The sequence below is a fragment of the Ruegeria sp. CL6 genome (genome assembly GCF_056536465.1).
The window spans coordinates 536,460-562,923 of record NZ_JBQFPR010000001.1 but is presented as its reverse complement, the minus strand read 5'-3'; the positions used below and the strand labels follow the sequence as shown (position 1 = coordinate 562,923).

General features: G+C 58.5%; 33 protein-coding genes. 25 read left to right on the top strand and 8 right to left on the bottom strand.

The annotated features are described in order from the left end of the window. Nucleotides 1–132: 132 nt before the first annotated feature. Both ACR0LH_RS02800 and tig read left to right on the top strand, forming a co-directional pair. Nucleotides 133–1,257 carry a porin gene (locus ACR0LH_RS02800; protein WP_170382678.1) on the top strand — a complete coding sequence of 375 codons (1,125 nt, stop codon included), beginning with the start codon at nucleotides 133–135 and terminating at the stop codon, nucleotides 1,255–1,257. 183 nt (nucleotides 1,258–1,440) lie between these two features. Beyond that, nucleotides 1,441–2,772, top strand: a complete 1,332-nt coding sequence (gene tig, locus ACR0LH_RS02795) for a trigger factor (protein ID WP_480719600.1) — start codon at nucleotides 1,441–1,443, stop codon at nucleotides 2,770–2,772. Between the two features lie 100 nt (nucleotides 2,773–2,872). On the opposite strand, the gene ACR0LH_RS02790 is transcribed toward tig, so the two are convergent. The 6 genes from ACR0LH_RS02790 to rpsF all read right to left on the bottom strand — a co-directional run bounded on the left by ACR0LH_RS02790 (nucleotide 2,873) and on the right by rpsF (nucleotide 6,616). Continuing rightward, nucleotides 2,873–3,727: an acyl-homoserine-lactone synthase gene (locus ACR0LH_RS02790; protein ID WP_480719598.1), complete on the bottom strand. Its 855-nt coding sequence runs from the start codon at nucleotides 3,725–3,727 to the stop codon at nucleotides 2,873–2,875. Nucleotides 3,728–3,822: 95 nt separating this feature from the next. Next, nucleotides 3,823–4,524, bottom strand: coding sequence for a LuxR family transcriptional regulator (locus tag ACR0LH_RS02785; protein ID WP_170551911.1), 702 nt, complete (start codon nucleotides 4,522–4,524; stop codon nucleotides 3,823–3,825). 214 nt (nucleotides 4,525–4,738) lie between these two features. Beyond that, nucleotides 4,739–5,215, bottom strand: a complete 477-nt coding sequence (locus ACR0LH_RS02780) for a lytic transglycosylase domain-containing protein (protein ID WP_170382684.1) — start codon at nucleotides 5,213–5,215, stop codon at nucleotides 4,739–4,741. 152 nt (nucleotides 5,216–5,367) lie between these two features. After that, nucleotides 5,368–5,994: a 50S ribosomal protein L9 gene (rplI, locus tag ACR0LH_RS02775; protein ID WP_170382686.1), complete on the bottom strand. Its 627-nt coding sequence runs from the start codon at nucleotides 5,992–5,994 to the stop codon at nucleotides 5,368–5,370. 12 nt (nucleotides 5,995–6,006) lie between these two features. Beyond that, nucleotides 6,007–6,234, bottom strand: coding sequence for a 30S ribosomal protein S18 (gene rpsR / locus ACR0LH_RS02770; protein WP_005608650.1), 228 nt, complete (start codon nucleotides 6,232–6,234; stop codon nucleotides 6,007–6,009). Between the two features lie 28 nt (nucleotides 6,235–6,262). After that, complete coding sequence (gene rpsF, locus ACR0LH_RS02765; protein ID WP_039529890.1) at nucleotides 6,263–6,616, bottom strand: 30S ribosomal protein S6; 354 nt, start codon at nucleotides 6,614–6,616, stop codon at nucleotides 6,263–6,265. 284 nt (nucleotides 6,617–6,900) lie between these two features. Here rpsF and ACR0LH_RS02760 point away from each other — a divergent pair, with 284 nt between their 5' ends. Both ACR0LH_RS02760 and ACR0LH_RS02755 read left to right on the top strand, forming a co-directional pair. After that, nucleotides 6,901–7,419, top strand: coding sequence for a hypothetical protein (locus ACR0LH_RS02760; RefSeq protein WP_480719597.1), 519 nt, complete (start codon nucleotides 6,901–6,903; stop codon nucleotides 7,417–7,419). A gap of 125 nt (nucleotides 7,420–7,544) precedes the next feature. After that, nucleotides 7,545–8,117: a YceI family protein gene (locus tag ACR0LH_RS02755; protein WP_170481267.1), complete on the top strand. Its 573-nt coding sequence runs from the start codon at nucleotides 7,545–7,547 to the stop codon at nucleotides 8,115–8,117. Nucleotides 8,118–8,172: 55 nt separating this feature from the next. On the opposite strand, the gene ACR0LH_RS02750 is transcribed toward ACR0LH_RS02755, so the two are convergent. Next, entirely contained in the window at nucleotides 8,173–9,399 is a 1,227-nt protein-coding gene (locus tag ACR0LH_RS02750) for a cytochrome b/b6 domain-containing protein (RefSeq protein WP_480719595.1), read from the bottom strand. A 170-nt stretch (nucleotides 9,400–9,569) separates the two neighbouring features. Between ACR0LH_RS02750 and fabD the strand changes: the two genes are divergently transcribed. From fabD to mltG, 7 genes are all read left to right on the top strand, one after another. After that, the gene (fabD, locus tag ACR0LH_RS02745) at nucleotides 9,570–10,508 is read left to right on the top strand and encodes an ACP S-malonyltransferase (RefSeq protein ID WP_480719593.1); all 939 of its coding nucleotides are present in this window, start codon (nucleotides 9,570–9,572) and stop codon (nucleotides 10,506–10,508) included. Nucleotides 10,509–10,549: 41 nt separating this feature from the next. Next, the gene (fabG, locus tag ACR0LH_RS02740) at nucleotides 10,550–11,287 is read left to right on the top strand and encodes a 3-oxoacyl-[acyl-carrier-protein] reductase (protein ID WP_170382696.1); all 738 of its coding nucleotides are present in this window, start codon (nucleotides 10,550–10,552) and stop codon (nucleotides 11,285–11,287) included. Between the two features lie 209 nt (nucleotides 11,288–11,496). After that, entirely contained in the window at nucleotides 11,497–11,730 is a 234-nt protein-coding gene (locus tag ACR0LH_RS02735; protein ID WP_008756330.1) for an acyl carrier protein, read from the top strand. A 140-nt stretch (nucleotides 11,731–11,870) separates the two neighbouring features. After that, a complete protein-coding gene (locus ACR0LH_RS02730; RefSeq protein ID WP_170382698.1) occupies nucleotides 11,871–12,410 on the top strand; it encodes a GNAT family N-acetyltransferase in 540 nt (179 codons plus the stop codon). A 118-nt stretch (nucleotides 12,411–12,528) separates the two neighbouring features. Next, nucleotides 12,529–13,272 carry a 1-(5-phosphoribosyl)-5-[(5-phosphoribosylamino)methylideneamino]imidazole-4-carboxamide isomerase gene (locus ACR0LH_RS02725; protein WP_480719591.1) on the top strand — a complete coding sequence of 248 codons (744 nt, stop codon included), beginning with the start codon at nucleotides 12,529–12,531 and terminating at the stop codon, nucleotides 13,270–13,272. A gap of 201 nt (nucleotides 13,273–13,473) precedes the next feature. Then, on the top strand, nucleotides 13,474–14,739 hold the full coding sequence (gene fabF, locus ACR0LH_RS02720) for a beta-ketoacyl-ACP synthase II (RefSeq protein WP_170481280.1): 1,266 nt from the start codon (nucleotides 13,474–13,476) through the stop codon (nucleotides 14,737–14,739). Then, nucleotides 14,740–15,900 (top strand): endolytic transglycosylase MltG, encoded by a 1,161-nt coding sequence (mltG, locus tag ACR0LH_RS02715; RefSeq protein ID WP_480719590.1) that lies wholly within the window; start codon nucleotides 14,740–14,742, stop codon nucleotides 15,898–15,900. A gap of 34 nt (nucleotides 15,901–15,934) precedes the next feature. Here mltG and ACR0LH_RS02710 read toward each other — a convergent pair whose 3' ends face one another. Beyond that, nucleotides 15,935–17,197, bottom strand: coding sequence for a DEAD/DEAH box helicase (locus ACR0LH_RS02710; protein WP_170481286.1), 1,263 nt, complete (start codon nucleotides 17,195–17,197; stop codon nucleotides 15,935–15,937). Between the two features lie 516 nt (nucleotides 17,198–17,713). On the opposite strand from ACR0LH_RS02710, the gene ACR0LH_RS02705 reads away from it, so the two are divergent. The 14 genes from ACR0LH_RS02705 to ACR0LH_RS02640 all read left to right on the top strand — a co-directional run bounded on the left by ACR0LH_RS02705 (nucleotide 17,714) and on the right by ACR0LH_RS02640 (nucleotide 26,464). Next, nucleotides 17,714–18,076: a hypothetical protein gene (locus ACR0LH_RS02705; RefSeq protein WP_480719588.1), complete on the top strand. Its 363-nt coding sequence runs from the start codon at nucleotides 17,714–17,716 to the stop codon at nucleotides 18,074–18,076. After that, a complete protein-coding gene (locus ACR0LH_RS02700) occupies nucleotides 17,985–19,355 on the top strand; it encodes a DNA-packaging protein (RefSeq protein ID WP_480719908.1) in 1,371 nt (456 codons plus the stop codon). Before ACR0LH_RS02705 ends, ACR0LH_RS02700 begins: the two co-directional genes overlap by 92 nt. A 312-nt stretch (nucleotides 19,356–19,667) precedes the next feature. Then, nucleotides 19,668–20,033, top strand: a complete 366-nt coding sequence (locus tag ACR0LH_RS02695) for a luciferase domain-containing protein (RefSeq protein ID WP_480719586.1) — start codon at nucleotides 19,668–19,670, stop codon at nucleotides 20,031–20,033. 139 nt (nucleotides 20,034–20,172) lie between these two features. Further along, complete coding sequence (locus ACR0LH_RS02690) at nucleotides 20,173–21,333, top strand: phage portal protein (protein WP_480719584.1); 1,161 nt, start codon at nucleotides 20,173–20,175, stop codon at nucleotides 21,331–21,333. Then, nucleotides 21,326–21,544 carry a GTA head formation protein, RCAP_rcc01685 family gene (locus ACR0LH_RS02685; RefSeq protein WP_170557090.1) on the top strand — a complete coding sequence of 73 codons (219 nt, stop codon included), beginning with the start codon at nucleotides 21,326–21,328 and terminating at the stop codon, nucleotides 21,542–21,544. The genes ACR0LH_RS02690 and ACR0LH_RS02685 overlap by 8 nt, the downstream gene beginning before the upstream one ends. Before the next feature lie 26 nt (nucleotides 21,545–21,570). Next, a complete protein-coding gene (locus ACR0LH_RS02680; protein ID WP_480719582.1) occupies nucleotides 21,571–22,116 on the top strand; it encodes an HK97 family phage prohead protease in 546 nt (181 codons plus the stop codon). 36 nt (nucleotides 22,117–22,152) lie between these two features. Continuing rightward, nucleotides 22,153–23,331 (top strand): phage major capsid protein, encoded by a 1,179-nt coding sequence (locus ACR0LH_RS02675; RefSeq protein ID WP_480719580.1) that lies wholly within the window; start codon nucleotides 22,153–22,155, stop codon nucleotides 23,329–23,331. Nucleotides 23,332–23,504: 173 nt separating this feature from the next. Next, nucleotides 23,505–24,104, top strand: a complete 600-nt coding sequence (locus ACR0LH_RS02670; RefSeq protein WP_480719578.1) for a head-tail connector protein — start codon at nucleotides 23,505–23,507, stop codon at nucleotides 24,102–24,104. Beyond that, nucleotides 24,101–24,439 (top strand): phage head closure protein, encoded by a 339-nt coding sequence (locus ACR0LH_RS02665; protein WP_170620108.1) that lies wholly within the window; start codon nucleotides 24,101–24,103, stop codon nucleotides 24,437–24,439. Before ACR0LH_RS02670 ends, ACR0LH_RS02665 begins: the two co-directional genes overlap by 4 nt. Next, nucleotides 24,436–24,849 (top strand): DUF3168 domain-containing protein, encoded by a 414-nt coding sequence (locus tag ACR0LH_RS02660; protein WP_480719576.1) that lies wholly within the window; start codon nucleotides 24,436–24,438, stop codon nucleotides 24,847–24,849. Before ACR0LH_RS02665 ends, ACR0LH_RS02660 begins: the two co-directional genes overlap by 4 nt. Before the next feature lie 20 nt (nucleotides 24,850–24,869). Further along, nucleotides 24,870–25,283 carry a phage major tail protein, TP901-1 family gene (locus ACR0LH_RS02655; RefSeq protein ID WP_480719574.1) on the top strand — a complete coding sequence of 138 codons (414 nt, stop codon included), beginning with the start codon at nucleotides 24,870–24,872 and terminating at the stop codon, nucleotides 25,281–25,283. 5 nt (nucleotides 25,284–25,288) lie between these two features. Next, the gene (locus tag ACR0LH_RS02650; protein ID WP_480719573.1) at nucleotides 25,289–25,606 is read left to right on the top strand and encodes a gene transfer agent family protein; all 318 of its coding nucleotides are present in this window, start codon (nucleotides 25,289–25,291) and stop codon (nucleotides 25,604–25,606) included. Next, the gene (locus ACR0LH_RS02645) at nucleotides 25,603–25,815 is read left to right on the top strand and encodes a rcc01693 family protein (protein ID WP_480719571.1); all 213 of its coding nucleotides are present in this window, start codon (nucleotides 25,603–25,605) and stop codon (nucleotides 25,813–25,815) included. Before ACR0LH_RS02650 ends, ACR0LH_RS02645 begins: the two co-directional genes overlap by 4 nt. Next, nucleotides 25,799–26,464: a phage tail tape measure family protein gene (locus ACR0LH_RS02640; protein ID WP_170620113.1), complete on the top strand. Its 666-nt coding sequence runs from the start codon at nucleotides 25,799–25,801 to the stop codon at nucleotides 26,462–26,464. Before ACR0LH_RS02645 ends, ACR0LH_RS02640 begins: the two co-directional genes overlap by 17 nt.

Genomic DNA, 26,464 nt, shown 5'->3' with positions numbered 1-26,464 from the left:
AATTAGGGGCATCTGGCCTTTTCTCTGACGGGCGAAAGATGATGCCAAATCTGAATGACTGCATGCTTGGAAAAAGGGTGTTGTTGCGCAGTTGAGCAGTACCGGAAACCGGAATTTTTCATGGTGAGTGAAATGACCCAGAAATTTAGACTCAGTTCGATAACCGCAGTTTTGGCCGCGACGACAGCAATTCCTGCTGCGGCAGAGCTGAAGTATGAAAACAACAGCGGCGGATACGTGGAATTATATGGGCAGTTTCACCCTGTGATTGTGTCCGTAGATGATGGCGAGGAAACGGAAACCCGTTTGCTTGACAATGATCTCTCCAACAGCCGAGTGGGACTGCGCCTTATGCAGCCCTACGGCAGCAATGAATTCACATTCTGGTTTGAAACCGGCTTGGGTCTTCCCAGTACCGGCTCTGCCAATCAGGATGGCACCAACAACGATGGATGGACGCGTGAGGATCTTCGGCACGTCGATTTTGCGCTGAAGGGCGGATACGGCAAGTTTTCGGCCGGTCAGGGCAGTATGGCGTCAGATGGTGCGGCTGAGGTTGATCTGTCATATGTCGGAACGGCCCTGTACTCGTTCACCAACGACGAAAACGGTGCATTTTTCTATCGGCAGCCCGATGGTCTATTAAGCGCCATCACGGTCGGAGACTCGGCCAGCAACTTCGACGGGGGCCGCAGGGGGCGAATTCGCTATGATACGCCTGATTTCAATGGCTTCTCGGCGGCAATTGCCTATGGGCAAAACATTCTCTCCGATAGCGATGACGATGACTACTATGACATCGCGGTTTCATATGGAAACACCTTTGCGAACGGCGTGGAATTCGCGGCAAGCATCGCCTACGCAGTTCGCGATTTCGACGACAGTTCGGGTGATCGGAAAGATACGATCGGGTCCGCGTCGGTTCTGCTGCCCAGCGGGTTCAGCTTTACCGCCGCGCTCGGTTCGCGTGATGATACCGCTGCCGGAGCAAGCGACCCGGGTTACTGGTATGCAAAGGTCGCCTATGAGGATGACTGGGTATCGTGGGGAAAAACCGGGATCGGCGTAGACTATTTCGATGGGTCGGACTTCGACACCGAGGGGTCCAGCACCAAGTCGTGGGGGATCGCGGTTGTACAGCGGATCGACAGTATCAATACGGATGCATATCTGAAATACCGCAGCCACGATTTTGACGGCACGGTGGACTTTGACAAGAACGAAGCCTGGGCCTTGGGCGCGCGCTGGCGGTTCTGATCCAAGAGCAAATTGTTCAAGAACGCTCCGACGCAATTCGGGGCGTTTTTTTGTCCTATTTGGCGGCAAAACAAGGCCGATCCGGGCTTTGCCTCTTGCACGTGGGCGGCAGGACAAATAGAAGGCGTCAAATTTGCCCGGCGCGCCGTTTTGCGCGCCCCGAATCCTATGGGGACTACCATAATGCAGGTTACCGAGACGCTGAACGAAGGTCTGAAACGCGGCTACAACATCGTCGTTTCCGCAGCTGAGCTGGATGAAAAGGTCAACGAAAAGCTGACCGAAGCGCAGCCGGAAGTCGAAATGAAGGGCTTCCGCAAAGGCAAAGTGCCGATGGCGCTGCTGAAAAAGCAGTTTGGCCAACGCCTGCTGGGTGAAGCGATGCAGGAAAGCATTGACGGTGCGATGAACAAGCACTTTGAAGACAGCGGTGAGCGTCCTGCCCTGCAGCCCGAGGTCAAGATGACCAACGAGGACTGGAAAGAAGGCGACGACGTGCATGTCGAGATGTCTTACGAAGCGCTGCCTGCGATCCCCGAAGTTGACCTGAAATCGGTTGAACTGGAAAAGCTGGTCGTCAAGGCCGACGACGCGGCCATCGAAGAAGCGCTGAACAATCTGGCCGAAACCGCGCAGGACTTCAAAGCGCGTCGCAAGGGTTCCAAAGCCAAGGACGGCGATCAGGTTGTGATCGATTTCGTCGGCAAAGTGGACGGTGAAGAATTTGAAGGTGGCTCGGCCGAAGACTATCCTCTGGTTCTGGGTTCCAACAGCTTCATCCCTGGCTTTGAAGAGCAGCTGGTTGGTGTGAAGGCCGAGGAAGGAAAAGACGTCAACGTCACCTTCCCCGAAGAATACGGTGCCGAGCATCTGGCGGGCAAAGAGGCTGTCTTCACCTGCACAGTGAAGGAAGTGAAAGAGCCCGTCGCAGCCGAGGTTAACGACGAGCTGGCCACCAAGTTCGGTGCCGAAGATCTGGAAGCCCTGAAAGGTCAGATCTCCGAGCGTCTGGAAGCCGAATATGCTGGCGCCTCGCGCGCGGTGATGAAGCGTGCGCTGCTGGACGTGCTGGACGAGAAGGTCTCGTTCGACCTGCCGCCGTCGCTGGTGGAAGCCGAAGCCAAGCAGATCGCACATCAGCTGTGGCACGAAGAAAACCCCGAAGTTGAAGGCCACGATCACGGCGAGATCGAGCCCACCGACGAGCACAACAAACTGGCCGAGCGCCGCGTGCGTCTGGGTCTGCTGCTGGCAGAACTGGGTCAGAAGGCCGAAGTTGAGGTCACCGATGCCGAGATGACTCAGGCGATCATGAACCAGGCGCGTCAGTACCCGGGTCAGGAACGTCAGTTCTTTGAGTTCGTGCAGCAGAACGCTCAGATGCAGCAGCAACTGCGCGCGCCGATCTTTGAAGACAAGGTCATCGACTACATCGTCGAGCTGGCTCAGGTTGCAGACAAAGAAGTCAGCAAAGACGACCTGCAAAAAGCCGTTGAGGCGCTGGAAGAGGAGTAATCCTTTTCCGCCCGATATTGCATTGGGCAAAAATAAAATCGGAGCCGTCTGCAATAAGACGGCTCCGACAGTGTGGCTTTAGTGGATTGAGGTAAGGGGGTTAGGCCTCATTAGCTAAAGCACAGGGGGTATTCAGCAGAGCGATCTTCTGCTCTGGCGTGAAGCGGTCGGAAAGAGCTTCGATCAGGTTTAGAACCGCCTCGATTTCCGCTTTCGTGGTCGCCGATTTCATCTGTTCTACAAAGTACTTCTCCAGCCGGCTCAGCGGCTTGTGGTCATAGTTTGCCGCACGTCTGGTGATGGTTTTCGTCCCTGCGAACAGATCAACAGCGGCGTCGTCGCTTAGAAAGACATCGTGTTTGATGCCCGCGTACTCACGGATTCCCGAAATTCGTTCTTCGGAACAATCCATCATTGCCGCCATCGCCACTACTTTGCCCATGGGCTTGGCCGTGCCCACATAGTCGTAAGGCGCGTTTCCAGAGCGTTGAAGAACCCGGTTCATTACAGGATCAATGACGGCAATTGAATCCTGAACCCCGGCGGCCATCGCGTATTCAAACGAGCCAATCATGACTTCGCTGGTAACGTAGGAAACTGTGTTCTCGCCGCGACCCTTGCCCAATTTATTGGTGTCGACGCAAAAGCGGGTTGCCTCCCATACCTGTGCGCTGCGGATCGGAGGTTGGCCGTCCAGAATCGAGTGAAACACGTCGGACAGCATATGCGGCCCGGTGGTCTGCAACAGCCTCATGCAGCCGACAACGTCCCCATCGTCGTTGAGGCTGACAACATGTGCGGGGTGCAGATCGTCGAAATGATCACGCTCACGCCCGTCTTTGATATTTACATCCCAGCCCAAGCGGTCACCAAAAACGCGTGCGCGCAGTTGGTACATTTCATCAAGGACATCTTCAAGTTTATGTTGGTTGATACCATCAATTACTATGATCATATCCATCCCCCTACGTCTTATTACCGTAGGGGGCACGTTAACCATGTTCCCAATCTAGGCTATTGGGGGTATCCCGTAGAGAGGTGAGATTTTGACTAACCAGGTGCGATCAAACCGAGGCCAATGGCGCGCCCAACGGCCTGCGGTGTGGTTAACGCACCGAGCTTTTCCCGACCCGATCGCATGTGAACTTCGACCGTGCGGTGCGAAATCGAAAGAATGTCGCCAATATCTTGTTGGGACTTGCCGTCAGCCACCCACTGCAGAATCTCTTTTTCGCGGGTCGAAAGCGCGGGAAGGTACAGAGCCTTGGCCAAAAGGCCAGACTGCATAACGGTATCATGGGCCTGAACCGCAGCCAGTTGCAAATCGCCCATGACGTGCTTTTTCAGCTTTTCCCATTCTTCGTCCGAGCAATCCCGGGTGACATTCAACAGGCCACATTCACCGTAAGGACCGCGCACCGGAATAGTTAACCCCCGAGAAGTTATTCCGAAATCATGCGCGTCGCGAAAAACGGCGTGAAACTTTTCATCATGGTTAAAGCGTGCCCAATCCACGGGCGCGATGCTGAGGACAGATTGATACAAGGTGGGGTCAAAATGGTGAAACCCTTGTGTTCCGTAGTGGATTTTCCACTCGTCAGGATAGTTTGCATACCCCTGCACATCCCCTTTGACAGGGTTGAATGTGGCATACGACGCAAAGTCAAAGCCCAACTCCTTGCAGACAGCGTCAATAATGTCAGCGGCCGACTTTTCCTCGTGGTCGATCGCGGCCAAGTCTATGAGTTTCACTTGTCCAACCTTCGTGGCGGCAATTTTTTCCCCAAAGAATTGCCATATCTGCCCATACTAAATCATACGTTGTGTTACCGCAGCCTTGGGAGACAAGCAATTTGTTCGGGTCATGCGGGGTTAATGCGCGGAAACGGCAACAGAAATAAGCCAAAAATCGCAAGTTGTAGGCGGTTTTTTGCCTTTTAGTGGTCCGAGTACCTTTCTGAGGTGACTATTCGGGTCTTAGGCCGGTTTCAACCAACATACCGCGCGCTTTCGCTTCGGGGTAGTAGCCTTTGGCATACAGGAATATCGCGCGTTGTTGATCTCCGTCGGACAAAAGCCACGCTCCACGCAGGTACTTTCCGGCGAACTCCAAGTTGGTGTCGGCGTCCAGAAGACCTTTGGCGTTGCCAGTATATCCCATTGATCTGGCGGTAGCTGGAAGGATCTGAAGCAAACCGTAATAGGGCCGGTTCACTGCCCATGGACGGTGTGTGCTTTCTCGGATCGCAAGCTTGTGGACCAGTTCGCGCGGTAATTCGTAATGATCAGCCCACTTGTTGATGGAAGCCCGCAATTCGGGTGTTTCGTTGGGATACAGCGGGGGATCGAATTCTACGCGCGTCATTGTTTCTGGGCCACCACATGCGGACAAGGGGGCGGCGATCAGCAAGGCCAGAACGCTGCGACGAAGGAGGTTTGTCATCAAAAGTCTCCGGTATTTCTGGGCGCGATGATATGAGTCAAACGTCAGACTGCAAGCCTAGCTGAGAAATCTGGCTGAAATTTGCCCGTCAGATGAGCGCACAAAAAAGGCCGCACAAATCGCGCGGCCTTTTCACAATTCTAGTTGCCAAATCAGGCTTTGGCTTCGTCGCCTTCTTCAGCAGCCGGAGCGTCTTCGGCGACCAGGTCTTCGTCTTCGGAAGCGGCGGAACCGATATCGTCGAACAGTTCGGCGATCTCAAATTCTGCGGCGGCCTCTTCTTCAGCGGCCAGTTCCTGGATCGATTTGCCAGATGCTTGCAGTTCGGCTTCTTCTTCCGAACGGGCAACGTTCATCTTGATCTCAACCTCGACTTCGGGGTGCAGCTTGACGGCAACCGAATGAAGTCCCAGTTCCTTGATCGGAGCGATCAGGGCGACCTGTTTCTTGTCAACGGTAAAGCCAGCTTCGGTCGCGGCTTCTGCGGCGTCACGCGGAGTGACCGAACCGTACAGAGCGCCAGCATCCGATGCCGAGCGAATCACGATGAACTGCTGACCGTCCAGCTTTTCAGCCAGCGATTCAGCTTCTTGTTTGGTTTCCAGGTTGCGTGCCTCAAGCTGTGCTTTCTGAGCTTCAAACGACGCAATGTTGGCGTCCGATGCGCTCAGTGCTTTGCCTTGGGGCAGCAGGAAGTTGCGGGCAAAGCCGGGCTTGACGTCAACGACGTCGCCCATCTGACCCAGTTTCGCGACGCGTTCCAGCAGGATAACTTGCATGTCAGTGTCTCCTTACTTCACGGCGTAGGGCAGCAGGGCGAGGAAGCGGGCGCGCTTGATAGCACGAGCCAGTTCACGCTGCTTTTTTGCCGAAACAGCAGTAATGCGCGAAGGAACGATCTTGCCACGCTCAGAGATGTAGCGTTGCAGCAGACGGGTGTCTTTATAGTCGATCTTCGGCGCGTTCTCACCCGAGAATGGGCAGACCTTGCGGCGGCGGAAAAATGGTTTTGCGGCCATAGTTTATGTCCTTTCGTCAGGCGTTAGATCAGCGGCGCTCGCGGCGGCCTTCGCGCTCGTCGCGCTTCTGCATCTGGACCGAGGGGCCCTCGGCATGCTCGTCGACCTTGATGGTCAGAACGCGCATGACGTCTTCATGCAGGCGCATCAGGCGCTCCATTTCCTGAACGGCGCCAGCGGGGGCGTCGGTCTTCAGGAAGGAATAGTGGCCTTTGCGGTTCTTGTTGATCTTGTAGGCCATCGTCTTGACGCCCCAATACTCGCTATCGACGACGTTGCCGCCGTTGTCAGCCAGAACGGTGCCGAAATGTTCGACGAGGCTTTCTGCCTGCGCGTTGGACAGATCCTGACGCGCGATCATTACATGCTCATACAGTGGCATGTGCACTCCTGTTTCTATCAAGGCGCATTTCATAGGCGGGGCCATTCAACCCTCCGCGACCCTGCCACGAGAGGCTGCGCGATTCATACGATTAGCGAAGGATGGCCCCGTATACACGTTTATGGCCGAGGGGCAAGACCCGCCACAGATGCCTTTGTGAAGTCGTGCTATTTCCACTGGGTTGCCCAATTCCTGACGCTTTTCGGCTCGAAGTTGTTTTTCATACCGGGGTTGAACCGGAGAAACCGGACCCAAGACGGGAACCTGAAGACAGGGTGTTAGAAATGACCGCGATTAATACGACTACTTTTGAACAGACCGCGACCAACGCGACTTTTGAGAAATCAGTTCCAGTGCTGATCACATTCGCTCCTAACTGGAAAGTCCGAATGGTTCTTGCGCGTATTGTCGGTGCATTTCTTATTGTGATGTCCTTCTCGATGTGGCTGGCACCTGGATCAATGATGGCTGCCGAAGTATGGCCCATCAAACTGGCCGCCTCCCTGGGCTTTTTGATCGTTGGCGTCAGCTTTCTGACCGTTCAGGTTCTGGATGCGCGGCCTGATGCGTATTTCGATCCGATCCGCCGCGAAGTCCGCGTTCTGCAAAAGAACGAAAACAGCCGACCTCAGACGGTTCTGCGCCGCAGCTATGACACTCTGGGCGGTGCGCGTTTCACCGATGATCGTGTCGAGCTTTTTGATGTGGACGGTAGCCTGCTGATGAAGCTGCCCCTGCAATCGGCGGATGTCAGCCGAGCGCTCAAGGGTCAGCTGAGCGGAAGTGTAACAATCTTCGCGTGATATTTACTCTGTTCATATAGGAACAGAAGTTGTGAAAGAATACAGATTGTGTGCCGCTTCAGCGCGGCACATTTTTGTATTGAGCAATCCAAAAGGTTTGCATCCACAACATTTCGGAGATTGTCATGAAATCCACCCTTCTTGCTGCTGCACTGGCCGTTTCGGCAACCTCGGCGTTTGCAAGCGCCGAGAAATACGTTCTGGACCCCAGCCATAGCCAAGTCGTGTTCAGCTATAACCACCTCGGGTACTCGACCACGACCGGCATGTTTTCGGGCTTTGAAGGCGAGATCATGTTTGATCAGGAAGATCCCGCTGCCTCCAGCGTGACGGTTTCCATGCCTGTCGTTGAAATGATCACTGGCTGGAAGCCACGTGAAGACCACTTTATGACCGAGGACTTCTTTGGCGCAGCCGAGGGCGACATGGTGACGTTCACCTCGACCGGTATCGAAGTCACCGGTGAGAATACGGCGAATATCACGGGTGACTTGACTATGAACGGCGTGACAAAGTCCGTTGTTCTGGACGCCAAACTGAATCAGGTTGGCGAGCATCCGATGGCGAACAAGCCTTGGGCTGGATTTGACGCGACCACGACGCTTGTGCGCAGCGAGTTTGACCTTGGCCAATTCGCACCGTTCGTCAGCGATGAGGTCGAAATCCACATCTCGGTCGAGGCACAGAAAGCCGACTAAACGGGTTAAGAACGTTTTTCTGACACCGCCGGAGCATCTTGCCCCGGCGGTTTTTTTATTCGCCGCGCTTGGCGGTCAGGTCGACCGAAACAACGACCGCGAACCCCAGCGAGTCTTCCGTGGGCTGAGAGGAGCCTACATCGAAATCCATCCGGTTCAGTTCTAGCTTACCCGAAACCACAGCGGTGTCTTCCTGTAGGTCGAGCGTGAAGGGCAGGACAACGTCAGCCGATCTGTCTCGGATCGTCAGGGGGCCGCGCGCCTCATAGCCGGTTTCGGTTTTGAACAAATCAGCCTTGAACTGGGCGGTTGGAAATTGTGCGCTGTCGAAGAAGTCTGCCCCCATCGCCTGATCCGTCACCGTGCCGAGGCTGAGTGATGAAATGGCAATGTTCACATCCACAGAGCCCGCTAAGCCGGGCGCAGAAGGTTCATCGAATACGATCGCAGCGGTCCAGTCTGCAAAGCTGCCGGTGACGGGGCTGCCAAGTTGGGTGATCGTGATAGAGAGCGAACCCTCTTGCACCTTCCAGTCCGATTGAACCTCTGCCAATTCAGCCGTGTCGGTACTGGCCGTCGAATGGTGGCTGAATGCTCCGATCGACCATCCGCCGACCAAAACGGCGCACCAGACTATTAGGGCAGCACCTGCAGGCATGAGGGAATGAGACTGCGCTGGCGGTTCTGGCGCGACCGATTTGCCAGGCAACATCCGGCGTAATGTGCTGTCTTTGTCGATGATGTGGTGCTTGAGTGCCCCCGCGATGTGCAGAAGCAGTGATCCGGCCAAGGTCCAGACAAACAGCCAATGCAGGCTCGCGGTGAACTCGGCCAGATGCGCTGATTTTGGCACAAAGGGCAGGTTCTGTCCGAACGGCCAGAGGATCGGGGCAAACCCCTCGGCCGCTGCGTGATGAAGCCAGCCGGTCAGAGGCACAAGAACGAGGGACCCATAAAGCAACCAGTGAACGGTCTCGGCGGCGAACGCTTCAGGCTTGTTATCTGCGTTCAAAAGGCCGGGTTTGGTTTGGGAGAGCGCCCAGAAAATCCGCGCCAGAGCCACGAAGAACACTGAAATACCGATTGTTTTGTGCAGTGAGAACAGCCGTGCCGCCCGGGCGATGTCATCTTCGGTGGTTGGAATCGCGGGGTCATAGATGGCGTGGGCCAGATCATTCGCTAACCAGCCAAGCGGGAAGGCGGAAAAGATCAGGAGCGCGGTCAGCCAGTGAAAGGTCTTGGTCACGCTGCCGTAGCTGGAGAATGTGTTCGTCGAGGGCATGAGGCGCTCCGGGAATGTGGTGTTGAAATCAACCTATAGCCATGCCGTCAGGACACAATAGTGTGTCGCGCACAACGAAAGTGCCGTAGTGCAGACCCAATGCAACGCTTGTGCCGCGCCCGCAGTCGGTTTACACCCCGCCGCAACCTAACGTCATCCAAGAGGTTGCAATGACACGCGCATTTGTTTTCCCCGGGCAGGGTGCCCAGACCATCGGAATGGGCAAGGCTCTGGCCGAGGCGTATCCTACCGCGCAGGCGGTATTCGACGAGGTCGATGAGGCATTGGGCGAAAAGCTGAGCGGCCAGATCTGGGAAGGCGATATTGCCGAATTGACACTGACCCAGAACGCGCAGCCTGCATTGATGGCGACGTCGATGGCCGCGATGCGCGCCTTGGAAGCCGAGGGCGTTTCCGTCATGGATGCAGCGTTTGTGGCGGGTCATTCGTTGGGTGAGTATTCAGCGCTGGCTGCATCTGGCGCGTTGTCAGTTTCGGACACGGCGCGCCTGCTGCGCACCCGGGGGCAGGCGATGCAAAGCGCGGTTCCAGTGGGCGAGGGCGCTATGGCCGCGATCCTTGGGCTGGATTTGGATGCGGTGCGGGCCGTAGCTGAAGAAGCCGCGCAGGGTGAGGTTTGCCAGGCTGCAAACGACAATGATCCGACTCAGGTTGTGGTCTCGGGCGCGAAAGCAGCCGTTGAGCGTGCAGCCGAAATCGCCAAGGAAAAGGGCGCAAAGCGCGCCGTGATGCTGCCGGTAAGCGCGCCTTTCCACTGTGCGCTGATGCAGCCTGCGGCGGATGTGATGGCTGAAGCTCTGGCCGGGGTTGAAATCAAAGCTCCCGCCGTTCCGTTGATTGCGAATGTTCGGGCCGAGGCCGTTAGCGACCCCGATCTGATCCGTCAGTTGCTGGTTGAGCAGGTCACAGGCTCGGTCCGCTGGCGCGAAAGCGTTCAGTACATGGCCGCGCAGGGCGTGACCGAAACGTGGGAGATCGGGGCAGGCAAAGCCTTGTCCGGGATGATCCGCAAAATCGACCGCTCGATCGCGGGTAAAGCTGTCGGCACGCCGGATGACGTGCAGAATGTAACGCAGGCCGAATCGTAAGACACAGCGCATCGCAGGATGCGCATGAAAAGGACAATCGAATGTTTGATTTGACAGGAAAGAACGCACTGATCACCGGTGCCTCGGGCGGGATCGGCGGTGAGATCGCGCGTGTTTTGCATACTGCGGGCGCGACAGTTGCGTTGTCGGGCACTCGGGTCGAGCCGCTGGAAGCCCTTGCTGGCGAACTGGGTGAACGCGCCCATGTGCTGCCCTGCAATCTAAGCGACCCCGAGGCTGTGGCATCCCTGCCGAAGCAAGCGGCTGACGCAATGGGGTCGGTCGATATTCTGGTCAACAACGCCGGCATTACCCGCGACAACCTGTTCATGCGCATGTCGGACGAAGAATGGCAGAGCGTGATCGACGTCAACATGACCTCGACCGCGAAGCTATGCAAAGGCGTGTTGCGCGGCATGATGAAGGCGCGTTGGGGCCGGATTATCAACATCTCGTCTGTCGTGGGTGCCACGGGCAACCCCGGTCAGGCGAACTATGCCGCGTCCAAGGCGGGTATGGTTGGTATGACCAAGTCACTGGCCTATGAGGTGGCCAGCCGGGGGATCACGGCCAACGCTGTTGCTCCGGGGTTCATCACAACCGCAATGACTGACAAGCTGACGGACGATCAGAAATCGGGAATTCTGAACCAGGTTCCGGCGGGTCGCATGGGGGATGCCTCGGAAATTGCAGCCGCAGTTCTGTATCTTGCCAGCCCCGAAGCTGGATATGTTACCGGAACCACCTTGCATGTTAACGGCGGTATGGCCATGTTGTGAACGCGGATCGGGGCAGGTGCGAAAGCGTTTGCCTCGGGCGTTGTCTGTGCTATAGGCGGCGCATGAATGCTGGGGTCGGCCAAATGGTCGGCCTTCTACTTTCCCGGTAATCGGGGACCTTAACCGCCCGGACCGGGCAAATCAAAGCCAGCCTGAGCGGGCAAGGGCAGAACCGGGCACTACGCCCTGAAACGGAATGAGGAATAGACATGAGCGACGTCGCAGATCGCGTTAAAAAGATCGTTGTTGAGCACCTGGGTGTTGAAGAAGATAAAGTAGCGGAAAACGCTTCCTTCATCGACGATCTGGGCGCAGACAGCCTGGACACTGTTGAGCTGGTTATGGCCTTTGAAGAAGAGTTCGGCATCGAAATCCCCGATGACGCAGCCGAGACCATCCAGACCTTTGGCGACGCCGTCAAATTCATCTCCGAAGCGTCCTAAGAGCTTCGTATTCAATTAAAAGCGGCGCTTCCGGGCAACGGAGGCGCCGTTTTTTATGCCCTAACGGAATTCTTGCTTGCCAGTCGTGATATTCCTCCGTCACCATTTACGTGAGGCAAAATTATCAGAGCGGGCAGGGCATGATACGATCCACCCCGATGATCAACACGGCACGCCTGACGCTCTGCGGCATGCGGCCCGAAGATTTTAACCGGTTCGCCGAGATATGGCGGAACCCTTGTGTCGTGCGGCATATCGGCGGCACACCCCGATCACGCGGCGAAGCGTGGGATTCGTTTCTAAGAAACGCGGGTCACTGGCAAATGGCCGGATTTGGTCAATGGGCTATCATTCAGCAATCGAATCGTCGGATGATTGGGCAGGCGGGGTTCTTCTACGGGAATCGTTCACTGGGTGAAGATTTCGACAGTTTTCCCGAAGCCGGATGGGTTCTGGCCCCCGAAGCGCAAGGGCAGGGATTGGGGCTGGAGGCAGCTCAGGCTGCGCATGATTGGTTTGACCGGATCATGCCGGGGCCATTGGTTGCATTGGTGAATTCCGCAAATTCGTCGTCTCAGAGCCTGGCAGAAAAGCTGGGTTACATCTTGATGCGAGAGTGTAGTTTTCAGGGTTCACCCGTTCATCTTTTGCGTCGAAACGGTCCGCCGACGCGCCACTAAAGCGTATAGGGCAATGCCGCAAAATGTCTGTAGTTTGCCGAAACTGGTAAAAACCGGTTTGGATTCTCTGTGTATGGTATCCTCGATTTCCAGAATGATTGGGCGGAGGAGCAAGCTCATGAGGATTTACCCCACGATGGAACTGCAGAACTGCCGGTGTGTCACACTGGACAAGGGCCGTTTGGATGAAGCCATGATTTGGCATGTGAATCCCGCAGAAACGGCGCATGGCTGGGCCACCGCCGGGGCTGAGTGGATGCACCTGACGGATTTTGATGCAATCGAAGGGCGTGACACGAACTCGGAACTGGTCGAGGAGATTATCCGTTCGGCAGAGATTCCCGTGCAGTTGGCGGGTGGTATGCGCACCCGCGAGCAAGTTGAGTACTGGATCGACAAAGGCGCGGGACGGATCGTGATCGGCACCTTGGCCGCGTGGGACCCCAACCTGGTTAAAGAACTAGCCAAGCTGCACCCGGACCAGATCGTTTTGGCTGTGGATGTCTGGCAAGGTCAGGTCATGACAGAGGGCTGGCGCAGTCAAAGTGCCTTTACCCCCGAGGCATTTATTGAAGCATTTGCCGACACGCCTTTCGCCGCCATTCTCGTGACCGATATCGACAGCGATATGGAGGATGTCGAGGCGCAGCTGGGTTTGATCTCGGGTCTGGCCGAAAAGTCTCGTACGCCTATCATCGCAAGCGGCGTTGTGCGCACAGCGGATGACATTTCACGTTTGGCCTACATTCCGAATATCTCGGGTGCTCTGGTCGGTCGGGCGTTGTTCCGCAAGACCATTGATTTGTCAGAAGCCCTGAGTGTCGCAAGCGCGGCCCACGAGCCTGTGGCTGAGTTTCAGTAAGACAAGTCCGAGCGCTTTTTCTGCCTCCTCATCTATTTTGAGGGGGCGGATTCTATTTTAGGTCCATTTGTTTTTCTTTCGGCGTTTCCTTGCCTTTTGCGACTATGGGGCTTGGACGCAGATTTTGCTGTTGCTCTTGCCCCCGCACCCCGCCCCGGGGTATGAGCGTTTCTTAAACACGAAGCAGGCAAGAGGCACTTCATGCGCAGAGTCGTTGTAACCGGTCTGGGATTGGTCACTCCGTTGGCCAGCGGGGTCGAGGAAACCTGGTCGCGGCTGTTGGATGGGGAATCCGGCGCGGGACCGATCACGCTGTTCGACGCCGAGGCAAGCGGGGTCACCACGACCTATGCCTGCGAAGTCCCCCGCGGGGATGGAACAGACGGAACGTTCAACCCCGATGATTGGATGTCACCGAAAGAGCAGCGCAAAGTTGAGGATTTTATCCTGTACTCGATCGCGGCTGCGGAAATGGCCTGTAAGGATGCCGATTGGCTTCCCGAGGATGAAGACGCGCGCCTGCGCACCGGTGTTCTGATCGGTTCGGGGATTGGTGGTCTGGGATCCATTGCGGAAACAGCGAACCTGATCCGCGATAAGGGACCGCGCAGGGTGTCCCCCTTCTTTATTCCTGGTGCGCTGATTAACCTGGCGTCGGGGCAGGTTTCCATCCGCCACGGCTTTAAAGGGCCGAACCACTCGGTTGTAACCGCATGTTCGACGGGTGCCCACGCCATCGGCGACGCAAGCCGGATTATCCGTGCGGGCGACGCCGATGTCATGGTCGCTGGTGGCGGCGAAGGCTGCATTTGCGAGATCGGCATCGCGGGGTTCAACGCCTGTAAAGCGCTGTCCACCAAATATGCGGATAACCCAAAGGCTGCCAGCCGTCCTTACGATGTCGATCGTGATGGTTTCGTCATGGGCGAAGGGTCCGGTATCGTCATTCTGGAAGAATACGAACACGCCAAGGCGCGAGGAGCCAAAATCTATGCCGAGGTACTGGGATACGGCATGTCCGGCGACGCCTACCATATCACCGCACCCAGCGAGGATGGTGATGGGGCCGAACGCTCGATGAAGGCCGCGCTGCGCAGTGCAGGGCTGGAGCCGAAGGATCTGGATTATATCAATGCGCATGGCACATCGACCATGGCTGACACGATCGAATTGGGCGCGGTTGAACGGTTGCTGGGTGATCACGCTGCAAATGCGACTATGACTTCGACCAAATCCGCCACTGGCCACCTGCTTGGGGCCGCTGGAGCGATCGAGGCGATCTTTTCTATCCTTGCAATTCGGGATCAGGTGGCGCCGCCGACGATCAATTTGGATAATCCCGCTGTTGAAACGTCTATCGACTTGGCTCCGAACGCCAAGCGCGAGCGTAAGATCGACGTAGCGCTGTCCAACTCGTTTGGGTTTGGTGGCACGAATGCCAGCGTGATCTTCGGAAAGGTAAGCTAAATGTGGCGCGCACTGGCGTCTAATATGCTGACCATTCTGGTGGTCGGCTTGTTCTTGTCGGGCGGCCTCATCCTGTGGGGGCAATCGCGTTACAAAAACGAAGGCCCATTGGAAACCGCGATCTGCCTACAGGTTGAGCGCGGGTCAAACATGACCGAAGTCAGCCAAAAACTGGAGGATCAGGGCGCGATCAGCAGCGCAATGATCTTCCGGATGGCGGCGGATTACACGGACAAAGCCCCGCAGTTGAAAGCGGGGAGTTTTCTGGTGCGCGAGGGCGCGTCGATGGAGCAGATCATCGACGAAATCACGCGCAGCGGCGCGAGCACCTGCGGGTCCGAGATTGAATATCGCATTGGTGTGACGCGCATCCAGACGCGGGTGCGTGAGTTGAATCCCGCAACGCTCGACTTTGATGAGATTGCGTCATTCGACGTGACCGAAGAAGAAGCACCTGCGGCCTATACCGAAAAACGCAACGACGCTGATACGCGCTATCGGGTTTCGGTGGCCGAAGGTGTTACCGCGTGGCAGGTGGTCGAAGGGCTGAAACAGATTGATGCACTGACCGGCGAAGTTACCGAAATTCCTGCCGAGGGGATGTTGGCACCCGACAGTTACGACGTGGTACGTGGGGCTGACAGGAACGCCATTCTGCAGGGGATGCAGGACAGGCAGCAGTTGCGGGTTAACGCAGTCTGGGAAAAGCGGCAGGATGATCTGCCGATTAGCAGCCCGGAAGAAATGTTAATTCTCGCGTCGATCATCGAAAAGGAAACTGGTGTTCCGCATGAGCGTGGACAGGTGGCCAGTGTTTTCGTGAACCGACTTGAGCGTGGTATGAAGCTGCAGACAGACCCGACCGTCATTTATGGTGTGACAAAAGGTCAAGGGACCTTGGGGCGTGGTCTGCGCCGGAGTGAACTTCGTCGCGCAACACCTTGGAACACATATGTCATTGACGGTTTGCCGCCGACTCCGATCGCGAATCCGGGTCTTGCAAGTCTGGAGGCCGCTGTAGCCCCGGAAGAAACGAACTACGTGTTCTTTGTTGCGGACGGTACAGGCGGGCATGCGTTTGCCGAGACGCTGGACGAACATAACCGGAATGTTGCCAAATGGCGCGAGATAGAAGCCGAACGGCAAAGTTCAGGAAACTAAAAAAGGTGCCGCGTGTTGCGGCACCTTTTTTGATTTAGGCGGCGGGTTTTCTTTTTTGCCGCCGACGTTGGTTTGATCCAGGCTTGGTCGAAGCATTGGCCGCCTGTGGTTTTGGTCCACGACGACGGAACCCGCCACGCTTGCGCGGCTTTTTAGGCTCTGCAAATTCCGGCATTGTACCGCTGGCGACGGGGATTTCGATCTTCATCAGCTTTTGAATCTGCTTTAGCTGATCCAGCTCATCCGGCGCGCAGAATGCGATAGCTTCACCCTCGCGACCTGCACGGGCGGTGCGGCCGATCCGGTGCACATAGTTGTCGGGCACCTCGGGTAGGTCGTAGTTGATCACATATGCCACGCCGGGAATGTCGATGCCGCGCGCGGCTACATCGGTTGCGACAAGTACATTGACCTCACCCGCGCGAAACGCCTTGATTGCACGGTCGCGTTGCCCTTGGGTTTTGTTGCCGTGAATGGAGGCCGCGTTAAAGCCATCGGCGACGAGGTCTTTCATCAACCTCTCTGCACCATGCTTCGTGCGCGCAAACACCAATGTCAGAGCGTCAACGTCTTTGGACAGGATCTCGCGCAACTTGGCGGGCTTTTCTGCCCGGCTCAGGAAATGGACTGACTGCGTGATTTTGTCAGCCGCCTTCCCCGGAGGGGAGACCTGAATGCGCTGCGGGTTCGTCAGGTAGGTCTGGCTGATTTCTTCCATCTGCTTGGGCATAGTGGCGGAAAACAGCATGGTTTGACGCGGTGTGCCAAGTTCGGGCGCAATGCGGCGCAGAGCGTGAATGAACCCCATGTCCAGCATCTGGTCAGCTTCGTCCAGCACCAGATGGCGGACCGAGCTGAGATCAACAGCGCCGCGCTCCATCAGGTCGATCAGGCGACCGGGTGTCGCGACGAGGATATCGGTTCCACGTGCAAGGAAGGAAATCTGCTTGCCGATGGACTGACCGCCCACAACGGTCGCGACGCGGATTTTTGTTTTCTTTGTCAGGTTCCGCAGGCTTTCGGCGATCTGATTGACCAGCTCGCGCGTCGGCGCAAGGATCAGCGCCTTGGCGGTTTTGGGGGCGGGTTTACCGGGTTGCGCCAACAGGTGGTCAATCAGCGGCAGCCCAAAGGCCAGAGTTTTGCCGGTGCCGGTTTGCGCCAGCCCCATAATATCGTGACCCTGAAGCGCCATCGGAATGGCCTGGTTCTGGATCGGAGTGGGTTGCGTAAAGTTTGCGCGTTTCAGCGCGTCATTCAGAGCCGGGGCGAGGCCCAGCATGTCAAAGTCGAACAAGTAATCATCCTTTTCAATCCGCGACCGTGTACCAGTCACGAACAAGTAAATCGACACGTGCATAACGCACGAGCCTACAGGGTTTCGCGAAGCCTCGGAGCGCACGGGCGAGTCCTGTGCCGTCCGGCCATCGCAACAAGAACCCTGCGTGAAGGGGAACTGGAGAGAGTTGGGCGCTGTGAGGTCGAATACGACCATTTATGCTCACGCGGCAGCGCTGTGTTTTGGGGCACATGCGTGTTTGGGGACGGAATGTCAAGTTTGTCGCTGAGTAATTGGCTAGTTTCCCAATCGGTGTGCCTGATGAGGAGGGTATAAAAAGCTGCGATCCAGAAGTGGCAGGTCTTAACAAACTGTTGAACGACAGGACGGCTCTTGTTGCGCAGGAGTTGCGTAACCAATTGACTTTGCGCACTTATTCTCGTAAAGTCTGTGTCATGCTAGAAGAAGTGGGTAACGGCCTCGGGGAAACCCGGCGGCCGTCTTTTGCTTCTCTCGTGCGGAGAAAACTCACGCATGAGGTCACAGGCACACATGACTTTGATTACCCCGGAAGAGCGGATTTCCCAGACGGCTGACTTGTTGCAGTCGCTTGAGCGATCCATTCGCGATCTGCGCCAAGCAGCGGAAGAACTGCGCAGGCAGATTGGTGCCGGGGAGGATGCAAACCTTGCCGGAGCAGGCAAGCAACTGGGTCAGTTAGAGGGGCTGATCCGAAGTTGTCAGAAAGTGGAGACAAGCTTTGTCGAACAACATCACAGACAAGCCGGAATTGCCCAAGGGGGATATGCGCTCGACCTTGAGCGCGCTCGATTTGAAATCGGGTGCAGGCTGGCTCGCCTCCGCCGATGCTGTGGTGAGGGACAGATTTCTGAGTGAGATCGGAGAGGGGGGGCTGTGCGCCCTCCCTTTCCTGTTCGAGTTCTGGGCGCTGTCGCATCAGTTGCCTCCAAAGGGCGATTGGCGGTCGTGGGTCATCATGGGCGGGCGCGGCGCAGGCAAAACGCGGGCGGGGTCTGAATGGGTGCGGTCGATGGTCGAGGGGGCCAAACCGCTGGATCACGGTGAGGCCGGTCGGGTGGCATTGGTTGGTGAGACCTTCGATCAGGTGCGCGATGTGATGATCTTCGGCGATAGCGGGATAATGCAGTGTTCGCCGCCAGATCGTCGCCCGGTCTGGAAAGCGTCAGAGCGCAAACTGATCTGGCCCAACGGGGCCGAGGCACAGGCGTTTTCCGCGCATGACCCCGAGGGGCTGCGTGGCCCTCAGTTTGATGCCGCTTGGGTGGATGAGTTGGCCAAGTGGAAAAAGGCTGGCGAAACGTGGGATATGCTGCAATTCGCGTTGCGTTTGGGGGATCGTCCGCGCGTTTGCGTGACGACCACGCCGCGCAATGTGAAGGTTCTGAAGGAGCTGCTGGCCTCGCCGTCCACGGTGCAGACCCATGCGCCGACCGAGGCGAACCGGGCTAATCTGGCGGACTCGTTTCTGGCCGAAGTGCGCGCGCGGTATGCGGGTACGCGGTTGGGGTGGCAGGAGTTGGACGGGGTGCTGCTGGCGGATGCCGAGGGCGCGTTGTGGACCGGCTCGATGCTGGACGCGGCGCGGGGTGAGACTGTGCCCGATCTGGACCGTATCGTGGTGGCGCTGGACCCGGCTGTAACGGCTGGGTCAGTTGCGGATGCCTGCGGGATAGTGGTTGTGGGCGCACAGCTACAGGGACCGCCCGAGGAGTGGAGCGCCTATGTACTTGCCGACCGGACGGTGCAGGGCGTTGGCCCGGCGGGTTGGGCGCAGGCGGCGATCGACGCGATGGATGAATTCGGAGCTGAACGGCTTGTGGCCGAGGTCAATCAGGGCGGGCAACTGGTCGAAGAAGTCGTGCGGCAGGTGGATCCTCTGGTCCCGTTCCGCGCGGTTCGGGCGTCGCGCGGGAAGGTGGCGCGGGCCGAGCCTGTGGCGGCACTGTACGAACAGGGTCGGGTGAGCCATGTGGTCGGTCTGACTGCGCTGGAGGAGCAGATGTGCCAGATGACCGCACGAGGGTTCGAGGGGCAGGGCTCACCCGACCGGGTAGACGCACTGGTCTGGGCGTTGCATGAGTTGATTGTTGGGCCTGCCGGGGCGTATCGGCGTCCTAGGGTGCGTGCTCTTTAGAAAACTGTACAAAATGAAAAAGCGACTTTCCGAGGGTGCTGACAGCAAGGCGACATACTTTGCGACGACCTAAAGATGTGTTGCCTTGTAGACCGCGTGGTGCGACCCTTCCAATGTGGAGGCATTGGGATGAGAGCTTTAGGCGTAATTCTAGGCGCGTTGTGTTCGGTACTCGTCTGCATCATGGTTGACGCAGTTTCTGCGCAAACCAATGAGTTTCCTGAGAGAACGACGCCGAGGCCGGAAACGACCAGTGGAGTGCCGCACGTTCAGATCGGCGTTTCACCTGATCCTTCGTTGACGAGAGAACTGTTGAGGCGCGTCAACGAAATTCCTGATGTAGAAATCCGCAATACCGTCGTTTCTTTGCCCGGAGCAAAGGGCTTTTGGTTGTCGGACGAGATTGCGTTGGCGCACCCAGAGGTCATTGTCGGTGGCCGAGAATTTGCGCATGTGCATCCGGACGGTTCGCTCCACGCTTCGTTGGACCCGGGCACGGCAAGCGCAGCGATAGATGCTGGTTGGGCTGTCTCGCATCCATGGTCCCAAAAGCGACCTGGTTGGGAAGGGTTCGTCATGATCTATACACCGACCTCGGCGCAAGAACTGGAAGTAGTTTTTCAGATTATTGTGGAGTCGTACAACTACGTTACCGGAAGGTCGTTGGGGCGCGACTAAGGTGGCGCAACAACGTGTATTCTCCGCAGCATTTTTTGCGTTGCCTTATATGCGCTCGGTCAGTTCCGATGCCCTAAACTTCTTTCCCTCATAACTCCTTTCAACAAGCCGGACACAGCGGCGGCAGAAAGGAGCACAGATGGTATTCGATTTCTTGCGTCGTGGAGCGGCCGGGGAAGCGCCCGAGGTTAAGGCCAGCGCAGCAGGCCCAGTGGTGGCGTGGCAGACGGGCGGGCGCGTGGCGTGGAGCCCTCGGGACGCGGTGTCGCTGACCCGCACGGGGTTCTCGGGCAATCCGGTAGGGTTCCGGTCGGTCAAGCTGATTGCAGAGGCGGCAGCGGCACTGCCCTTGGTGTTGCAGGACCAGGCGCAGCGTTATGATGCACATCCGATCCTGTCGCTGATGCGCCGCCCCAACGCGGCGCAGGGGCGGGCGGAGTTGATGGAAGCTCTGTTCGGGCAACTTCTGCTGTCAGGCAATGCCTATGTCGAGGCTGTGCAGGCCGAGGACGGATTGCCTGTTGAGCTGCACGTGCTGCGATCCGACCGGATGAGCGTGGTGCCGGGCGCAGACGGGTGGCCCAAGGCGTATGACTACACGGCGGGCGGTAAGACCCACCGCTTCCCGGCGGATGCGATCTGTCACATCAAATCTTTCCACCCGCAGGATGACCATTACGGGTTCTCGCCCATGCAGGCGGCGGCGATGGCCATTGACGTGCACAACAGCGCGTCGCGGTGGTCGAAATCCCTGCTCGACAATGCGGCGCGGCCTTCGGGGGCGCTGGTGTGGAAAGGCGACGGCCATGGGGTAATGGCCGAGGATCAGTTTCGGCGCCTCTCGGACGAGATCGAGCAGAACTATCGCGGGGCGCGCAATGCTGGCCGTCCGATGGTTCTGGAAGGGGGGCTGGATTGGAAGCCGATGGGGTTTTCGCCCTCGGACATGGAGTTTCAAAAGACCAAGGAAGCCGCCGCCCGCGAGATTGCGCTGGCCTTTGGGGTCCCGCCGATGTTGCTGGGGATTCAGGGCGACGCGACCTATTCGAACTACCAGGAGGCCAACAGAGCGTTTTATCGCCTGACCGTGCTGCCTCTGGTGACGCGGGTGGCGGCGGCGGTGTCGGAATGGCTGGCCGGATACACGAGCGAGGATCTGGTGTTGAAACCCGATCTGGACCAGGTGCCCGCGCTGTCCGCCGAACGGGACGCGCAGTGGACGCGTGTCAGCCGGGCCGAGTTCCTGACGGATGCCGAGAAACGGTCTCTGCTGGGGCTGCCGGAGCGTGCGGATGGCTGAGGGGTATCCCCCGTTCGACTGCGCGCCGGGTTTGCGTCTGGCCGCGCATGAGAGGGTGGCCGAGATCCAGCACGCGCATCTGTGCCGCAGGCTGGATCAGATCGAAGAGATGATGGAGCGGCTGGAGAAACGGCTATGGCTGACGGTCTATGGCGTCGCAGCCGTCATCCTGGCGCAGGTGTTTCAGTCTTTCCTTGCGGCAGCGCCGTGAAATCAGAAACTTACGAGGAGGTGTTCATGGATTTGGAACACAAGTTCGCACGGTTCGGAGACGGGCTTTCGGTAACCGACGATGCGGTGATCGAGGGTTACGCCAGCCTGTTCGGTCAAGTCGATCAGGGCAGCGATGTGGTGCAGCGCGGGGCGTATCAGAATTCGCTGATGGGGCTGGCGAAAGCGGGCCAGCGGGTCAAGATGCTGTGGCAGCACGACCCGGCGCAGCCCATCGGCGTCTGGGACGAGGTGCGCGAGGATGACCGCGGCCTGTGGGTCAAAGGACGTTTGCTGGAGGCCACACAAAAGGGCCGTGAGGCGGCAGAGTTGATCCGCGCGGGGGCTATGGATGGCCTCTCGATTGGCTACCGCACCAAGCGGGCCGTGAAGAATGACAAGGGCCAACGTGTCCTGACCGAACTGGAGCTGTGGGAGGTGTCGCTTGTGACTTTCCCGATGCTGCCCAGTGCGCGGGTGGCGGCGAAAGGCGTTGAGCCTGACGCGCAAGACACCTGGCGCAGTATTGCCGAGGTGTTCAATACCGCCCGGCAGGAGCTGGCGCGGACCTAGCGCGCCTCAACCCCCACCCAAGAAATGGAAGTGCTGATGAGCAAGACCGAAACCCCGGCCTTGACCGGAGAGGGTGCGCCCCTGGTTCAGGAGGTGAAGCAGGCGATGGCTGGCTTCGTCAATGAATTCAAGGGCCTCAAGGCTGAAGTTAAAACCCAACTGCAACAGACAGAAGAGCGACTGACCATGCTGGATCGTAAATCAACTATCGCGGCGCGTCCGCACCTTGCGGCCTCGATCGAAGACGGCGCACCGCACCAGAAGGCATTCGACGCCTATGTGCGTTCGGGCGAGGATGACGGCCTGCGCGGGCTTGAGATGGAATCGAAATCGCTGTCGAGCGCCGTGAATAGCGATGGCGGCTATCTGGTCGACCCGCAGACCGCCGAGATCATCCAGTCGGTGTTGAAATCCACCGCTTCGATCCGTTCGATTGCGTCGGTGGTGAATGTCGAGGCGAACTCGTTCGATGTACTTATCGACCACACCGATGTGGGCGCGGGCTGGGCGGATGAGAACGCCGCCGCCTCTGAGACGGCAACCCCGTCGATCGACCGTATCTCGATCCCGCTGCACGAACTGAGCGCGCTGCCCAAAGCCTCGCAGCGTCTGCTGGATGACAGCGCCTTTGACGTTGAAGGCTGGCTGGCGGGTCGCATTGCGGACAAGTTCGCCCGTGCCGAGGCTTCGGCCTTTATCAATGGCGATGGTGCGGACAAGCCCAAGGGTATCCTGAACCATTCCGCAGTCGATAATGACGTCTGGGACTGGGGCAATCTGGGCTATGTGCCCACCGGTATTGACGGTGGCGTCACCGCGGACTCGATTGTGGACGTGGTTTATGCGCTGGGTGCGCAGTATCGCGTGAACGGCACGTTCGTGATGAACTCGAAAACCGCAGGTCTGATCCGCAAGCTGAAGGACAGCGATGGCCGCTTCCTGTGGTCGGACGGTCTGGCCGCTGGTGAGCCTGCGCGCCTGATGGGGTATCCGGTGCTGATCGCCGAGGACATGCCGGATGCGGGCACCGACAGTTTCTCGATAGCTTTTGGCGATTTCCAGGCAGGTTACACCATTGCCGAGCGTCCCGATCTGCGCGTCCTGCGCGACCCGTTCGGCGCCAAGCCGCATGTTCTGTTCTACGCGACCAAGCGCGTTGGCGGCGATGTGAGCGACTTTGCCGCGATCAAGCTGGTGAAATTCGGCACCGCCTAAAGCGGGCTGAATCTCCGGGGGGTTTCGGCCCCCCGGGGTGGCGGGCGCGGGCCGGGGTGAGATCCTCTGCGTTGTCTAGCTGCTCCCCTCCGTCCGAGCAACGTGGGGCGGCGCGTGCCCGTCAATTCCTGAAGTTATGGCCCCGGAGTGGTCCGAGATTGCGGAGTGTATGGATGATGTTGATCGAAGAAACCGCCATCGCGGATGAGGCGCTGCCGGTGGATCAGTTCAAGGCTCATCTGCGGCTGGGAACGGGTTTCACCGAAGACAGCGTGCAGGATGAAGTCCTGAAAGGTTTTTTGAGGGCGGCGATTGCGGCGATTGAGGCCCGCACCGGCAAGGTGCTGATCGCGCGCGGATTTTCGTGGGAGTTGAATGGCTGGCGAGATGCTGCGGGTGAAGTTCTGCCGGTGACCCCTGTCAACGCGATCAGTGCGGTGACCGTGACCGATGCGGCCGGGACCGACAGCGTTGTGGACAGTGGCCGGTATCGTCTGGCCGAAGACAGCCAGCGCCCGCGTCTGCGTCCTGCGGGGGCAAGCCTGCCGACCATACCCACGGGCGGATCGGTCAGGATTGCGTTTACTGCTGGGATGGCTGCGGATTGGGGCGCTTTGCCCGCCGATCTGGGGCAGGCGGTGCTGTTGCTGGCCGCGCATTACTACGAATACCGGGACGAGACGGCGCTGGGCGCGGGAAGTATGCCCTTTGGTGTTACCAGCCTGATCCAGCGTTATCGGGTCGTGCGTTTTGGTGCCGGGGTGGCGCGATGAAGACGCCCCGATTGAACAGAAAGCTGGTGCTTGAAGCGCCAGTGCGCAGCGCGGATGGGGCCGGTGGCTATACCGAGACATGGGCCGCCCTGGGAACAGTCTGGGCCGAGGTTACGGCCCGCAGTGGATCGGAACGATCCATCGCCAGTGTTCCTATCTCGCGCGTGGGATACCGCATCGTGGTTCGCGGTGCGCCCGAAGGGTCGCCGATGCGCCCAAGCCCGGACCAGCGGTTCACCGAAGGCGCACGACGGTTCGTGATCCGCGCTGTGGCCGAGCGTGACCCGCGTGGCCAGTACCTGACCTGTTTCGCGGATGAAGAGGTGGCGGCATGAGTTACGGCGTTTCAGCCGCTTTGCAGGCGGCGGTGTTTCAACAGCTGTCGGGCGACGCGCAGGTCAGCACTCTGTCAGGCGGCGCGATCTATGACGCGGTACCGGCGGGTGCGGTGCCTCAGACCTATGTGACGCTGGGCCCGGAGGAGGTGCGCGACGCCTCGGACCGGTCGGGCGCGGGGGCCGTGCATCGCTTTACCGTGTCGGTAGTGTCCGAGGCCGCAGGCTTTGGCGCGGCCAAGACGCTGGCGGGTGCGGTGTGTGACGCCCTGGAGGGCGCGGCATTGGCCATGGATCGGGGCCACCTTGTGGGGCTGTGGTTTGAACGTGCCTCGGCTCGGCGCACAGGAACGGGCGGTGCGATCCGCCAGATCGACCTGAGATTCCGCGCTCGCGTGGAAGACGACTAAGCAATCAACGGAGAGAGCATATGGCTGCCCAGAACGGAAAAGACCTGTTGGTCAAAGTGGATATGAACGGCTCGGGCCTGTTCGAGACCATCGCGGGCCTGCGCGCCACGCGGGTCAGTTTCAACGCGGAAAGTGTGGATGTCACCAGTCTTGAAAGTCAGGGTGGATGGCGCGAGCTGCTGTCCGGGGCGGGGGTCAAATCGGCCTCAATCTCAGGCTCGGGCGTGTTCAAGGACGCGGGCACGGATGAGCGAGCACGTCAGTTGTTCTTTGACGGCGAGACGCCGAGTTTTCAGGTGATCATCCCCGATTTCGGCATTGTAGAAGGCGCATTCCAAGTAACCGGCATCGAATATGCGGGCTCGCACAACGGCGAAGCCACCTATGAGATAAGCCTGGCAAGCGCCGGTGCCCTGACCTTTACGGCGCTGTAAATCCGATGGCCAATCCGTGGACGGGTGAGGTGGCATTGACCATCGACGGGCAGCCCCGGGTGCTCAAGCTGACGCTGGGTGCCTTGGCTGAACTGGAACAAGAGCTTGGCACCGGAACTTTGGTGAAACTAGTGCAGCGGTTTGAAGGCGGAGCGTATTCCAGCGGTGACGTGTTGGCGCTGATCGTGGCGGGGCTGCGCGGCGGTGGGGCAGATGTGACCCGCGCTGACTTGCTGCGCGCCGAGATCGAGGGCGGCCCAATGGTGGGGGCTCGTGCTGCGGCTGAGCTGCTGGCCCGCGCCTTCATGGTGCCGGATCGTTGAGCGGGTTCGACTGGCCCGCCCTGATGCGGGCCGGGATGACCGGTCTGCGTCTGACGCCGGATAAGTTCTGGCGTCTGACCCCTGCCGAGCTGCGGTTGATGTTAGGGCAGGGTGCAGGGATGCCCGCGATGAACCGGGCGGGGCTGGACGCGTTGTTGGCAGCCTACCCGGACAAGGAACAAGGAGAGCGTGATGACGACGGATCGTGACGGGTTAGACGACCTGCAGGAACGAGGCGAGGCGCTGGGTGACTCGCTGGGGGATGCCGCATCCATGGCGGCTGCATTTGACAGCCAGATGAAGCGCATCAGCGCGGCATTTGAGGAAACGGGCAAGGACGTCGCGACGTTGGAACGTGGCATGTCCAGCGGTTTGCGCAAGGCGTTTGATGGCGTGGTCGTGGATGGGATGAACCTGTCAGATGCGTTGGATGTGCTGAAGAACTCGATGATCCGCACGGCGTATTCGGCAGCTATCAAGCCGGTGACGGATCACTTTGGCGGTCTTATCGCCGGGGGGATCGGTAGCTTTGTGCAAGGCGTTCTGCCCTTCGCCGATGGCGGCAGCTTCAGTCAGGGTCGGGTGATGCCCTTTGCAAACGGCGGGGTGATCAGTGGTCCGACAACTTTTCCAATGCGTGGCGGTACAGGTCTTATGGGCGAGGCTGGTCCCGAGGCGATCATGCCGCTGGCACGTGGTCCGGACGGTAAGCTGGGTGTGCGCACATCTGGCGGCGGGCGCGCCGTCAATGTGGTGATGAATATCACGACGCCGGACGTGCAGGGTTTCCGCCGCAGTCAAAGCCAGATCGCATCGCAGATGAGCCGCGCATTGGGCCGCGGCAATCGCAACAGGTAA